14 protein-coding genes are annotated in these 13688 nt (G+C 53.6%); 2 read left to right on the top strand and 12 right to left on the bottom strand.

Translation table 11 applies throughout. The annotated features are described in order from the left end of the window. Positions 1 to 2: 2 nt before the first annotated feature. The 4 genes from mrdA to M4I31_RS16385 form a co-directional block, all read right to left on the bottom strand. Positions 3 to 1904, bottom strand: a complete 1902-nt coding sequence (gene mrdA / locus M4I31_RS16400; protein WP_006685528.1) for a peptidoglycan DD-transpeptidase MrdA — start codon at positions 1902 to 1904, stop codon at positions 3 to 5. 30 nt (positions 1905 to 1934) lie between these two features. Further along, the gene (rlmH, locus tag M4I31_RS16395; protein ID WP_003022725.1) at positions 1935 to 2402 is read right to left on the bottom strand and encodes a 23S rRNA (pseudouridine(1915)-N(3))-methyltransferase RlmH; all 468 of its coding nucleotides are present in this window, start codon (positions 2400 to 2402) and stop codon (positions 1935 to 1937) included. Positions 2403 to 2405: 3 nt separating this feature from the next. Then, positions 2406 to 2723, bottom strand: coding sequence for a ribosome silencing factor (rsfS, locus tag M4I31_RS16390; protein ID WP_003022728.1), 318 nt, complete (start codon positions 2721 to 2723; stop codon positions 2406 to 2408). Positions 2724 to 2977: 254 nt separating this feature from the next. Then, positions 2978 to 3589, bottom strand: a complete 612-nt coding sequence (locus M4I31_RS16385; RefSeq protein ID WP_085047519.1) for an adenosylcobalamin/alpha-ribazole phosphatase — start codon at positions 3587 to 3589, stop codon at positions 2978 to 2980. Positions 3590 to 3685: 96 nt separating this feature from the next. Here M4I31_RS16385 and cobD point away from each other — a divergent pair, with 96 nt between their 5' ends. After that, complete coding sequence (gene cobD / locus M4I31_RS16380) at positions 3686 to 4780, top strand: threonine-phosphate decarboxylase CobD (protein ID WP_085047518.1); 1095 nt, start codon at positions 3686 to 3688, stop codon at positions 4778 to 4780. Here cobD and nadD read toward each other — a convergent pair. Genes nadD through leuS form a run of 4 tightly spaced genes read right to left on the bottom strand, consistent with a single transcriptional unit; the run spans position 4755 to position 9619 of the window. Then, a complete protein-coding gene (nadD, locus tag M4I31_RS16375) occupies positions 4755 to 5396 on the bottom strand; it encodes a nicotinate-nucleotide adenylyltransferase (RefSeq protein ID WP_087857163.1) in 642 nt (213 codons plus the stop codon). The two genes, cobD and nadD, sit on opposite strands and share 26 nt — an antisense overlap. 1 nt (position 5397) lies before the next feature. After that, positions 5398 to 6429: a DNA polymerase III subunit delta gene (gene holA, locus M4I31_RS16370; protein ID WP_085047517.1), complete on the bottom strand. Its 1032-nt coding sequence runs from the start codon at positions 6427 to 6429 to the stop codon at positions 5398 to 5400. Continuing rightward, a complete protein-coding gene (gene lptE / locus M4I31_RS16365; protein ID WP_085047516.1) occupies positions 6429 to 7022 on the bottom strand; it encodes an LPS assembly lipoprotein LptE in 594 nt (197 codons plus the stop codon). The genes holA and lptE overlap by 1 nt, the downstream gene beginning before the upstream one ends. Positions 7023 to 7036: 14 nt before the next feature. Beyond that, positions 7037 to 9619: a leucine--tRNA ligase gene (leuS, locus tag M4I31_RS16360; protein WP_087857134.1), complete on the bottom strand. Its 2583-nt coding sequence runs from the start codon at positions 9617 to 9619 to the stop codon at positions 7037 to 7039. 235 nt (positions 9620 to 9854) lie between these two features. Between leuS and M4I31_RS16355 the strand changes: the two genes are divergently transcribed. Continuing rightward, the gene (locus M4I31_RS16355; protein ID WP_006685521.1) at positions 9855 to 10337 is read left to right on the top strand and encodes a zinc ribbon-containing protein; all 483 of its coding nucleotides are present in this window, start codon (positions 9855 to 9857) and stop codon (positions 10335 to 10337) included. 96 nt (positions 10338 to 10433) lie between these two features. On the opposite strand, the gene rihA is transcribed toward M4I31_RS16355, so the two are convergent. From rihA to gltJ, 4 genes are all read right to left on the bottom strand, one after another. Beyond that, on the bottom strand, positions 10434 to 11369 hold the full coding sequence (rihA, locus tag M4I31_RS16350) for a pyrimidine-specific ribonucleoside hydrolase RihA (protein ID WP_085047514.1): 936 nt from the start codon (positions 11367 to 11369) through the stop codon (positions 10434 to 10436). A 116-nt stretch (positions 11370 to 11485) separates the two neighbouring features. Further along, positions 11486 to 12211 (bottom strand): glutamate/aspartate ABC transporter ATP-binding protein GltL, encoded by a 726-nt coding sequence (gene gltL, locus M4I31_RS16345; RefSeq protein WP_000631392.1) that lies wholly within the window; start codon positions 12209 to 12211, stop codon positions 11486 to 11488. Next, complete coding sequence (gene gltK, locus M4I31_RS16340) at positions 12211 to 12885, bottom strand: glutamate/aspartate ABC transporter permease GltK (RefSeq protein WP_038638772.1); 675 nt, start codon at positions 12883 to 12885, stop codon at positions 12211 to 12213. Before gltK ends, gltL begins: the two co-directional genes overlap by 1 nt. Next, positions 12885 to 13625, bottom strand: coding sequence for a glutamate/aspartate ABC transporter permease GltJ (gene gltJ, locus M4I31_RS16335; RefSeq protein ID WP_038638776.1), 741 nt, complete (start codon positions 13623 to 13625; stop codon positions 12885 to 12887). Before gltJ ends, gltK begins: the two co-directional genes overlap by 1 nt. Between the last annotated feature and the right edge of the window lie 63 nt (positions 13626 to 13688).

The following is a 13688-nucleotide window of genomic DNA, read 5'->3' as shown; positions in this document are numbered from 1 at the left end:
GATTATTGGTCCTCAGCTGCTGCAACCGCTGGGTTTTCCGCAGGCAGATTGGTGTTGTTGTCGCCCAACATAATGTGGTCAAGGATCTGGCGCATAATCGTCCCCACAGCCGGACCCGCGCCGCCGTTTTCAAGGATCATGGCGACAGCGACCTGGGGTTTATCATAGGGTGCGAAGGCCGTCATTAACTTGTGGTCACGTAAACGTTCGGCGATCTTATGCGCGTTATAGGTTTCATTCGCTTTCAGGCCAAAGACCTGTGCGGTACCGGATTTCGCCGCAATTTTGTAAGGCGCGCCAGCGAAATATTTATGTGCAGTCCCGTTAGGGCGGTTAGCGACACCGTACATACCGTCTTTGGCGATTTCCCAGTAACCGGAATGAATATCGCCAACGGGCGGTTCGTGCGGCTGAACCCATGGCACTTGCTTGCCATTTTCTGCCGTGCTCATCAGTAGATGCGGGACTTTTACCAAACCGTCGTTGATAAGGATCATCAGCGCTTTACTCATCTGGATAGGGGTTGCCGTCCAGTAACCCTGACCGATGCCGACCGGAATGGTATCACCCTGGTACCACGGCTTTTTAAACCGTTTTTGCTTCCATTCACGGGTTGGCATGTTCCCGGAACGTTCTTCGGCAAGATCGATACCCGTATATTGGCCATAGCCAAACTTGCTCATCCACTCGGAAAGCCGGTCTATCCCCATATCATAGGCGATCTGATAGAAAAACGTATCCGCGGACTCTTCCAGGGAGCGGGTAATGTTCAGGTGGCCGTGACCCCATTTTTTCCAGTCGCGGTAACGTTTCTCAGAGCCGGGTAACTGCCACCAGCCCGGATCGAACAGACCGGTATTGCGGGTGATGACGCCCGCGCTTAACGCAGAAACCGCCACGTAAGGCTTAACCGTCGACGCCGGAGGATAAACGCCTTGCGTGGCGCGGTTAACCAATGGGGTATTCGGATCATTGAGCAACCCGGAGTAATCTTTACTGGAGATGCCATCCACAAACAGGTTCGGGTCGTAGCTTGGCATGGAGACCAGCGCCAGAACGCCACCGGTACGCGGGTCGGTGACCACCACGGCGGCGCGGCTACCCGCCAGCAGCGTTTCAATATACTGCTGGAGCTTCAAATCCAACGTGAGGTAAATATCATGCCCGGCCTGCGGCGCGACCTCTTTCAACTGACGAATGACACGACCGCGGTTGTTGACTTCAACTTCTTCATAGCCGGTCTGCCCATGCAGTACGTCTTCATAGTAACGTTCAATACCGAGCTTACCAATATCATGCGTCGCAGCGTAGTTAGCCAGTTTGCCGTCTTTGTCCAGGCGGTCCACGTCTTTATCGTTGATCTTCGATACGTATCCAATCACGTGGGTCAGGGCGGAACCGTAAGGGTAATAGCGGCGTTTATAGCCTTTAACTTCAACGCCAGGAAAGCGATATTGATTTACGGCAAACCGTGCGACCTGAACTTCCGTCAGGTTGGTTTTTACCGGAATAGAGGTGAAGCGGTGTGAACGGGCGCGCTCTTTTTTAAACGCGGCAATATCGTCATCCGTCAGGTCTACGACGTTGCGCAGCGCGTCGAGCGTATCCTGAATGTTGTCTACCTTCTCCGGCATCATTTCAATCTGATAAATGGTGCGGTTAAGGGCAAGCGGAATTCCGTTACGGTCATAAATAATGCCGCGACTGGGAGGAATGGGTACCAGTTTAATGCGGTTTTCGTTCGAACGGGTCTGATAATCAGTAAAGCGAACGATTTGCAGATTATACAGGTTGGCGATCAGCACGCCGGTCAGCAGCAAAATCCCCAAAAAAGCCACCAGCGCCCGGCGCACAAACAGCGCGGACTCAGCCGAATAGTCGCGAAAAGAATTCTGTAGTTTCATCCGCTGCTTAATCTACTCAAGAATCAATGATCACTCACGGTGATAAGGATGGTTGGTGGTAATGCTCCACGCCCTGTACAGACTCTCTGCGACCAGAACCCGAACAAGAGGGTGAGGTAGGGTTAATGCAGAGAGTGACCAGCTTTGTTCCGCCGCGGCTTTACAGGCGGGAGAAAGACCTTCCGGCCCGCCGATCAGCAGACTGACGTCACGACCGTCCAGTTTCCAGCGCTCCAGTTCGGTCGCCAGTTGCGGCGTGTCCCAGGGTTTGCCCGGAATATCAAGGGTGACGATGCGGTTTTTGCCTGCGGCGGCCAGCATCTGCTCACCCTCTTTGTCGAGAATGCGTTTAATGTCCGCGTTCTTGCCGCGTTTTCCTGCCGGGATTTCGATCAGCTCAAAGGGCATATCTTTCGGAAACCGACGCAGATATTCGGTAAATCCGGTTTGTACCCAGTCAGGCATTTTCGTACCCACAGCGACAAGTTGCAGCTTCACGCATTAACTCCAGAGTTTTTCCAGTTCATACAGGCGACGGCTTTCTTCCTGCATCACGTGGACAATCACATCGCCGAGGTCAACGACGATCCAGTCAGCGACGTTCTCGCCTTCCACGCCGAGCGGCAGCAGGCCGGCAGTGCGGGACTCCTGAACAACGTGATCTGCGATAGACATAACGTGACGGCTGGATGTACCGGTGCAGATAATCATGCAATCAGTGATACTGGATTTACCCTGAACGTCTAAGGCGATGATGTCTTGACCTTTCAGGTCATCAATTTTGTCGATTACAAAATCCTGGAGTGCTTTACCCTGCAAGTGTTCCCCCTGGGTGAAAAGAGTTAAAAACGTCTGTTAGTATACCTGAACCAGAGGCGATATCGGGACAAATGTCTCCGAAAGCGCTTTTGAAGTGCGCTATCATCCCACCCCACGCCACAGAATGCATCGCCATTTTTGTAAAACAATTTCTGCAAAGCTCTGAAGGGCGGGAAAAGTCAGGTTGCGGAGGATAACAGCCTGTCAGGGGGTGTCAATGGGAGAGAGGCCCTTCGGCAGAAAAAACCGCGCATTCACTCCCCGTCGTGCCATACGGCCCGGCTGTTAAGCACTTTCAAAACCGCGAAATCGTCACATAAATCTATTGCGCTCCAGCAGCCTTGTTCGACGCGGAAATGCCACATTGCCGCAGCCGGCATGGACAGCAGGCGGGCGATCAACACGCTCAGCACGCCCTGATGACTCACCACCAGCAGGTTTTGACACGCTTTATAATCGGCAAGTTGGGCAATGAAGCGTTCAACCCGCTGAGAAAATGCCTGAAAGCCTTCGCCATTCGTTGGCGTTGCGTTCTGCCAGTCATTACACCATAAGGCGTAATTTTCAGCGTCTTCGCGCGCTAAATCGCGATGGTGGCGCATTTCCCAGTCACCAAAAAACATCTCATTCAGTTCAGGCATAATGCGCACAGGGAGGTCGCGATCGCCTAAGATCAACCGGGTTGTATGGCGGGCGCGTTCGAGTTCGCTGCAAAGAACATTGTCGACAGGAAGATTGCGTAATAGCTTGCCCACTGTTTGCGCCTGTGCGATCCCCCGCTCCGTTAGCGAGGTGGGGGCGTGGCCGCTGTATAATCCGGCGACATTGGCGTCGGTTTCGCCATGCCGTACTAACCAGAGTCTCATGTTTTCCTCGTGAAGCTATTCGCACAAAATATGATGTTTGCCCTGATTGCGCAGAGTTTTTTCACTAAAATACCCTTTTTTACGTGGAGCGGCACGATGTCTTTATTGAAGAGCGCGCATGGTGGTAATACCCGAGAAGCCGCCGAATTGTTGGGTATCTCGCCTGAACAATTGCTGGATTTTAGCGCGAATATTAACCCGCTGGGTATGCCGGCAAGTTTAAAACGCGCGATTATCGACAATCTGGACTGCGCGGAGCGTTACCCGGATGTCGATTACGCTCAATTGCATGCGGCGCTGGCGGATCATCATCAGATCCCGGCCTCGTGGATCCTGGCCGGAAACGGCGAGACCGAGTCTATTTTTACCCTGGTGCATGGCCTTAAGCCACGACATGCGATGATCGTTACGCCCGGATTTGCGGAATATCGTCGGGCGTTGCAATGGGGGGAGTGTGCGATTCATGAATTTGCGCTGCGTGAACAGGATGGCTGGCAGCTTACCGAGGCGATTCTTGATGCGTTAACCTCTGAGCTGGACTGCCTGTTTCTCTGTACGCCTAACAATCCCACCGGCTTACTGCCAGATAACCACCTGCTACGTGTGATCGCCACCCGTTGTGAACGGCTTGGGATCAATCTGATCCTTGATGAGGCGTTTATTGATTTTATTGCCGGTGAGCCGGGATTTATCCCGCTGCTGCACGGGAATCCACATATTTGGGTGCTGCGCTCGTTGACTAAATTCTATGCGATACCGGGATTGCGTTTGGGGTATCTGGTCAACAGTAACCAGCACGCCGTTGCACAGATGCGTAGCCAACAAATGCCGTGGTCAATTAATGCGTTTGCAGCCCTTGCAGGCGAGATTATTTTACGCGATAGCGCCTATCAGCAGGCGACGTGGAAATGGCTGGAGCAAGAGGGCGCGCGGTTTGATCAACAGTTGCAAGAACTGTCCGGCCTGACGGTGTATCCCGGCCGGGCAAATTATCGTTTATTACGCTGCGATCGGGCGGATGTTGATCTGCAACGCGCCATGCTCGAACAACATGTTTTGATCCGCAGTTGCGCTAACTATCCGGGGCTGGATACGCGCTATTATCGCGTAGCCGTTCGCAGCATGGAAGAGAATAACCGACTGCTGGCGGCATTACGCAAGGCGCTTAGCGGTACAACCCTTGTTGATTGATATAGTCAAGCACAGCGCCTGGCAGTAAGTCGTCGCACGGCTCGCCTTTTTCCAGGCGCTCGCGGATCAGCGTGGCGGAGATGTTAAACCACGGCGTTTCGGCCAGGTAAATTTTCCCGCAGGGCAGGTTGTGCAGGTCTTCCGGCGAATGGGTCAGATGATCCTCCAGCCACTGCTGGTGCTTTTCCTGCGCCATCTCGAGTGGGTAGCCCGGGCGTCGGCACACAATAAGATGCGTGTTACCCAAAATCGTGTCGTAGTCATGCCAGGACGGAAAGGTAAGCAGCGAGTCCTGACCAATAATAAACGCTAACGGCACATCCGGACCTTGCTCTTCACGCCACTCTTGTAGCGTTTGCGCGGTGTAGGAGGCGGTATCGCGTTTGAGTTCGCGTTCATCCAGAGAAAACAGCGGCTTATCAGCAATGGCCAGTTCAACCATGCGCTTACGTTGCTCGCCGGACGCTTCGGGTTGCGCGCGATGTGGCGGCACGTTATTGGGCATGATGATGACCCGGGAAAGGCCAATCAGATTAGCCAGAATTTCAACCGGTTTAAGATGACCATAATGCACCGGATCAAAGGTGCCGCCGAACAGAGCCTGCAATGATTTCATATCAACCATCAATAAAAACATCGGCCAGCGATTTATGGCAGAGCAAAAGGGAAAGTCCCTCAAGTTCCGCCCACACTGACTGACCATAGTCTTGTTTAAGCGTAATTTCCGTACGCGTTAACAGCGTCACGGCCTGACGCAGCTGTGCCGGATTTAGCCGGTTAAGCGCGTCTCCCATCATGCCACGGCGATTTTGCCACACACGATGTTTATCAAACAACGTGCGTAAGGGCGTATGGGCCGACTGCCGTTTCAGGTTGACCAGCAACAGCAATTCGCGCTGTATCGTACGCAGTAAAATAACCGGCTCGCTGCCCTCAAGGCGTAACTGTTGCAGGATGTGCAGCGCGCGCTTGCTTTTGCCCATCAGCAGCGCATCCACCCAGTGGAATGGGGTAAAGTGCGCGGCATCGTTAACGGCTTTCTCTACGCGAGGCAGCGTGAGTTTGCCATCAGGCCACAGCAACGCTAACCGCTCAAGGGCTTGCGCCAGTGCTAACAGGTTACCTTCATAGCAATAGCATAATAGCTGATTGGCTGCGTCATCCAGTTGCAGGTTGTTAAGTTTCGCTCTCGCGGCAACCCAGCGTGGGAGCTGTGCTTGTTCCGGCGTCTGGCAGCTAACCTGAACCGCGTTATTCGCCAGCCCGGTATACCATGCGCCGTTTTCCTGCGCCTTAGTCAGTTTGTTGCCGCGAACAATCAGCAGCAGATCGTCATGAAGCAGAGTGATGAGCGAAGCGAGTTGTTCGTTAATGGCGGCATTGGGGCCATTTTCAGGCAACTGCAGGAGTAGCGTTTGACGGCTGGCAAACAGGCTCATCGCCTGGCAGAGTGAAAATATTTCTCCCCAGTCGGTGCTGGTGTCCAGAGTAAAAGCGTGGTGTTCTTCGAATCCTTGCGTTGCGGCAGCCAGACGGATGGCATCCTGGCTTTCCTGCAATAAAAGGGGATCGTTGCCCAGTAGTAAATACGCCGTGCGCAGCCCTTCATTGAGCTGTGCGCGGAGTTGTTCAGGGTACAGCTTGAGCATCAGTTACCCAGCGTGGAGGAAACACGCGCCGGAGATGACGCAGGCGCTGCAGGTTTCGTCGCTGCTGGCTCAGCATCCACACTGGATGACTGAGTATCGGCCAAATGTACGCTTGGCAGCTTACGAATCAACTGTTCTGCCGCTTTGTCGTACATCTCTTTGATGATCATGTCCTGCTCGTTATCCTTCGCCAGTGCAGCCTGTGGGTTGTCAAAGAACGAACGATAAACTTTGGCGCTGATGGGGTAAATATCATGTCCCGGAATCAGTACGGTAGCGCTTACGGACATCACCATCTGGTATTCAGCCGTTTGACCATTCTGGAATACCGACGCTGTATCCTGTGATAGGCTGACCGCGCCAAGGCGTAAGGACGTCACATCTTTGCGCATGGTACCGTCTTCAAGCAGCGTAACGCCGTTCAGACGCAGCTGATTACGCACCGCGCGGCTTAATGGGCCATTCGGATCGCCAGAGTTCAGGATCATGGTTTTCATTGAGGGTGGAACCTGCGTAGTACTACGCAGATGCCAACCACACCCGGCGGTGACCAGCACCGCCAGAGATAACAACAATGTTGTCAGAAGTCGCACGCTTCCTCCCGCGCTTAGCCAACGACCAGATTGAGGAGTTTACCCGGTACGTAAATCACTTTACGCACGGTAACGCCATCAAGATATTTTGCCACCAGGTGTTCCTGGCCAGCACGTTCACGAACCTGTTCTTCGGTGGCGTTTACCGGAACGGTGATTTTGCCACGTACTTTACCGTTAACCTGAACGACAACCAGCGTTGAGTCTTCAACCATAGCGCTTTCGTCAGCTACTGGCCACGGTGCGTTATCGATATCGCCTTCGCCTTTCAGCGCCTGCCACAGGGTGAAGCAAACGTGTGGGGTGAACGGGTTAAGCATACGCACAACGGCCAGCAACGCTTCCTGCATCAGGGCGCGGTCCTGCTCGTCTTCCTGCGGCGCTTTCGCCAGCTTGTTCATCAGTTCCATAATCGCCGCAATTGCGGTGTTAAAGGTCTGACGACGACCGATATCATCGGTGACTTTAGCGATAGTTTTGTGTACGTCGCGACGCAGCGCTTTTTGATCTTCGCTCAGAGCAGCAACGTTCAGGGCAGCAACATCACCTTTAGAAGTATGCTCGTAAACCAGTTTCCAGACACGTTTCAGGAAGCGGTTAGCCCCTTCAACGCCGGATTCCTGCCATTCCAGGGTCATGTCAGCCGGAGAGGCGAACATCATAAACAGACGCACGGTGTCCGCGCCGTAACGCTCAACCATCACCTGCGGGTCGATGCCGTTGTTTTTGGACTTGGACATCTTGCTCATGCCGGTATACACCAGTTCATGACCTTCGGCGTCCTTCGCCTTCACGATACGACCTTTTTCGTCGCGTTCAACGATGGCATCAACCGGAGAAACCCAGTTACGCTCGCCGTTAGCGCCGACGTAATAGAACGCATCAGCCAGCACCATGCCCTGACACAGCAGTTGTTTAGCCGGTTCGTCAGAGTTGACCATGCCCGCGTCGCGCATCAGCTTATGGAAGAAGCGGAAGTAGAGCAGGTGCATGATGGCGTGTTCGATACCGCCAATGTAGATATCAACTGGCAGCCAGTAGTTAGCGGCCTCTGGATCCAACATGCCTTCGTTGTACTGCGGGCAGGTATAACGCGCGTAGTACCAGGAGGACTCCATAAAGGTATCGAAGGTGTCGGTCTCACGCAGCGCAGGCATGCCGTTAATGGTGGTTTTCGCCCACTCAGGATCGGCTTTGATCGGGCTGGTGATACCGTCCATGACCACGTCTTCCGGCAGAATAACCGGCAGTTGATCTTCTGGTGTCGGCAGCACGGTACCGTCTTCCAGCGTCACCATCGGAATCGGCGCGCCCCAGTAACGCTGACGGGAAACGCCCCAGTCGCGCAGACGATAGTTAACTTTACGCTCACCCACGCCTTTTGCGACCAGCTTGTCAGCAACGGCGTTGAAGGCAGCTTCGAAGTCGAGGCCATCGAACTCACCGGAGTTAAACAGCACGCCTTTTTCGGTCAGAGCTTGTTCCGACAGATCCGGCTCTGCGCCTTCGGCGGTCAGAATGACCGGCTTGATGGTCAGGCCATATTTGGTGGCAAATTCGTAGTCGCGCTGATCGTGACCCGGAACGGCCATCACTGCGCCAGTGCCGTATTCCATCAGGACAAAGTTTGCCGCCCAAACCGGGATCTCTTCGCCAGTCAGCGGGTGAACGGCTTTAAAGCCAGTGTCGACGCCTTTCTTCTCCATGGTCGCCATTTCGGCTTCAGCAACCTTGGTGTTGCGGCATTCGTCAATGAAGGCCGCCAGTTCAGGGTTGTTCGCGGCGGCTTTCTGCGCCAGCGGATGACCTGCGGCAACGGCCAGGTAGGTCGCACCCATAAAGGTGTCCGGACGGGTGGTATAGACGGTCAGCGTGTTGTCGTAACCGTTCACGTCGAAGGTGATTTCCACACCTTCAGAACGACCGATCCAGTTGCGCTGCATAGTCTTAACGGTGTCCGGCCAGTGATCCAGGTTATCCAGATCGCGCAGCAGTTCGTCAGCGTAAGCGGTGATTTTAATGAACCACTGCGGGATCTCTTTACGCTCAACTTTGGTATCGCAACGCCAGCAGCAGCCGTCGATAACCTGCTCGTTGGCAAGAACGGTCTGATCGTTCGGGCACCAGTTGACTGCAGAGGTTTTCTTATATACCAGGCCTTTTTTATACAGCTCGGTGAAGAACTTCTGTTCCCAACGGTAGTATTCCGGGGTGCAGGTCGCCAGCTCGCGGCTCCAGTCATAACCAAAGCCCAGCATTTTGAGCTGGTTTTTCATGTAGGCGATGTTGTCGTACGTCCACGGTGCCGGAGCGGTGTTGTTTTTAACCGCAGCGCCTTCCGCAGGCAGACCGAACGCATCCCAGCCAATGGGCTGCAGTACGTTTTTGCCCAGCATACGCTGGTAGCGGGCGATCACGTCACCGATGGTGTAGTTACGTACGTGGCCCATGTGTAGTCGACCAGAAGGATAGGGAAGCATAGACAGGCAGTAATACTTCTCTTTGCTCTCGTCTTCGGTCACTTCAAATGTGCGCTTCTCATCCCAGTGAAGCTGTACTTTGGATTCTATCTCTTCCGGGCGGTATTGCTCTTGCATGGCAGCCAGTGGTCCTGTTTTCAATACAGCTACAAACGTAGCTCTAGATGTGGTGTTTCAGATCCGCATAGCATAGCCCAAACGCCCGCGCCAAAACAGCCTTTCGCGCATTCAGCGTTGAATTCCCGCAAGGATAATTCTTGCACGAATTTACACACTCTGTGGACAGTCTTGCAAAGCGTAGCGTAAATAACGTCTATTATTATAGACAGTTAACGACCCAGGAGGTGAAGTGATGAACAAGGTTGCTCAATATTACCGTGAACTGGTGGCTTCACTGAGCGAACGCCTGCGTAACGGCGAACGCGATATTGATGCGCTGGTGGAGCAGGCGCGTCAGCGAGTTATGCAGACCGGGGAGTTAACGCGAACCGAGGTGGAAGAGGTCACCCGGGCCGTCAGACGCGACCTGGAAGAGTTTGCATTGAGTTATGAAGAGAGTCTCGATGAAGAGACTGACAGCGTCTTTATGCGGGTTATCAAAGAGAGCATCTGGCAGGAACTGGCCGATATTACTGATAAAACGCAGCTCGAATGGCGCGAAGTGTTCCAGGATCTTAGCCATCATGGGGTTTATCACAGCGGCGAGGTGGTCGGCCTGGGCAATCTGGTCTGCGAGAAGTGCCACTTCCATTTAGCGGTATACACCCCGGATGTACTGCCGCTATGCCCGAAATGCGGCCATGACCAGTTTCAGCGTAGACCGTTTGAGCCGTGATCGCTTATTGCCGGATGGCGACGCGAAGCGTCTTATCCGGCCTACAAACTGCACGATTTTGTAGGCCGGATAAGCGTTAGCGCCATCCGGCGTGTATTAGGCGTAAAACTTCAGCCGTTCTGCCAGCAAATCGACAAACCCCTGGCGATCAACGTCCACCATCACGGTTGCGTTAGGTTTATTGCCGCTCAGGAAATAGTAGTCCACCACCGTCATCCCTTGGGTATATTTGCCCTGCGTTTCCACGCCAACCCAACGCTCAACGGTAGTAAACAGTTCAGGTTTCAGCAGCCAGGCAATGGTACACGGGTCGTGCAGCGGCGCGCCGATGAATCCCCATTTTTCGTCTTTATGATATTCAAAGAAAAAGTCGAGTAGTTCAGCCACGATCGTCGAAACAGGGTTGCCGATAGCGCGGAATCGCTCGGTATCTTCACGATGTATTTGCGCTTTATGCGTGACGTCCAGACCTGCCATCACCACAGGGATACCCGACTGGAATACGATCTCAGCGGCTTCAGGATCAACATAGATATTGAATTCCGCCGCGGGCGTCCAGTTCCCGAGGCCCATCGCACCGCCCATAATCACGATACGGGCGATTTTGGCGTGCAGCTCAGGATGGCTGTTCAGAAGCAATGCCACGTTAGTTTGCGGCCCGGTGGAGACAATCGTGACCGGTTCCGGGCTGTCATGCAGGGTTTTCGCCATCAGTTCTACGGCGGTACAGTCCAGAGGAGCGAAAGCGGGTTCCGGCAATGCCGGGCCATCCAGCCCACTCTCACCGTGGACGTTATCGGCAATAATCAGATCGCGCATCAGCGGTTTTACGGCTCCGCCGGCTACAGGGATATCCGTACGGTTGAGTAACGTTAACATGCGTAATACGTTACGTAGCGTTTTGTCGGGCGTCTGGTTGCCGGCAGAAGAGGTGATTGCTTTCACATCCAGTTCAGGTGAGGCGAGGGCGAGAACAATTGCGATAGCGTCGTCATGACCTGGATCGCAATCAAACAGGATAGGAAGTGCCATTGTTGCTCCTTGTAAGTGGGACTTTGTGACAAGGTTAACGCTGGGCTGTACCTGTTTCGAGAAGTGAAGAGATAAAGCGTGAGGTGGCGCGCACATAGCGGTGCGCGCCAGCAAGATTAGTGCAGGATTTTCGCGAGGAAGTCTTTGGCGCGGTCCGATTTCGGATTGGCGAAGAACTCTTCTTTCGGTGAGTCTTCAACAATTTTCCCTTCATCCATGAAGATCACCCGGTTCGCCACTTTCCGCGCAAAGCCCATTTCGTGGGTAACCACCATCATGGTCATCCCTTCATTGGCCAGTTCAACCATAACGTCCAGCACTTCGTTGATCATTTCAGGGTCAAGCGCAGATGTCGGTTCGTCAAACAGCATAGCGATGGGATCCATGCACAGCGCCCGGGCGATGGCGACACGTTGTTGCTGTCCCCCGGAGAGCTGAGCCGGAAACTTTTCGGCATGGGCCGCCAGACCGACACGCTCCAGCAGCTTCTGCGCTTTTGCGCGGGCAGGCGCTTTATCGCGTTTCAGCACTTTTACCTGCGCCAGCGTCAGGTTTTCAATGATCGACAGATGTGGAAACAGTTCAAAGTGCTGGAACACCATGCCCACACGGGAGCGCAGTTTGGCCAGATCGGTTTTTTTGTCGTTCACCACGGTGCCATCAACCGTGATGACGCCCTGTTGTACCGGCTCCAGACCGTTCACGGTTTTGATAAGCGTGGATTTACCGGAACCTGAAGGACCGCAGACCACGACCACTTCACCTTTTTTCACTTCCGTAGAGCAGTCGGTCAGCACCTGAAAGTGACCATACCATTTAGAAACATTTTTCAGGGTAATCATTAAACTGTCCTTTTCTTCAAATAGCTGACCAACAACGATGCGCTCAGACTGAATACAAAATAAACGGCGCCAGCAAACAGGATCATTTCAACCTGCGTGCCGTCACGCTCGCCAATGGTGGAGGCGGTACGGAAGAAGTCTGCCAGACTTAATACATAGACCAGCGAGGTATCCTGGAAGAGTACGATACCCTGGGTAAGCAGCAGCGGCACCATCGCGCGGAAGGCCTGCGGCAGAATAATGAGCTTCATCGACTGCCAGTGGGTCATCCCCAGCGCCAGCGCGGCGCTGGACTGCCCGCGAGAAATACTCTGGATCCCTGCCCGGATAATCTCTGAGTAGTACGCGGCTTCAAACATTGAAAACGCGACCATCGCCGAGATCAGGCGAATATCGGTCTTTGGCGACAAACCCAATACGTTTTGCAGGAAGCCGGGCACAATCAAGTAGAACCACAGCAGTACCATCACCAGTGGAATGGAACGGAATACGTTGACGTAGCCTTTCGCAAACCAGGCAATCGGCGCGAAGCTGGACAGACGCATGACGGCCAGGATAGTTCCCCATACGATACCAATGACGACCGCCGTGACGGTAATTTTCAGCGTGATCATCAGCCCATCCAGCAGATACGGCAGGGAAGGGACAATAGAACTCCAGTCAAATTCGTACATTATTTGCCTCCCATATTGCCCGGCAGGCGGATCTTGCGTTCGACGAGATTCATCACCAGCATGATGACAGCGTTAATCAGCACGTAGGCCAGAGTAATGGCCGTAAACGATTCCCAGGCGTGGGCGGAGTAATCCAGCAGTTTCCCCGCCTGCGCCGCCATATCGACCAGGCCGATAGTAGAAGCGATCGCGGAGTTCTTCACCAGGTTCATCATCTCTGAGGTCATTGGCGGAACAATCACGCGGTAAGCGTTTGGCAGCAGAACATAACGATAAGCCTGCGGCAACGTCAGCCCCATCGCCAGCGCAGCGTTTTTCTGTCCACGAGGCAGAGACTGAATAGCAGCGCGAACCTGCTCGCAGACGCGCGCAGCGGTAAACAGCCCCAGACAAAGCATGGATGAAAGGAAGAACTGAATATTGGGATCCAGTTCCGACTTGAACCACATACCAATGTTTTCCGGTAACAGTTCAGGAATGACCAGATACCAGGTAAAAAATTGGACAATGAGCGGAACGTTACGAAACAGCTCAACGTACAGCGTGCCGATCCCGGCAAGGAAGCGGTTGGGAACTGTACGTAAAATGCCGAATAAAGAACCGATGAGGAAAGCGATAATCCAGGCCGTAATGGATAACGCGACCGTGACCTGGAAACCACTCCAGAGCCAGCCGAGATAGGTGGTGTTGCCGAACGGGGCTTGTTGTAAAAAAATGCCCCAGTTCCAGTCTATAGACATAAATCTACTCCAGAAAAAAAAGGGTAGCAGCGCTACCCTCGAAGATTGTTATTCAGCGTTTTG

It is taken from the genome of Citrobacter sp. XT1-2-2 (genome assembly GCF_023516235.1).
In the GTDB taxonomy this organism is placed as follows: Bacteria; Pseudomonadota; Gammaproteobacteria; order Enterobacterales; family Enterobacteriaceae; genus Citrobacter; species Citrobacter werkmanii.
The sequence above is the reverse complement of the archived record's forward strand: the minus strand, read 5'-3'. Positions and strand labels throughout refer to the sequence as shown.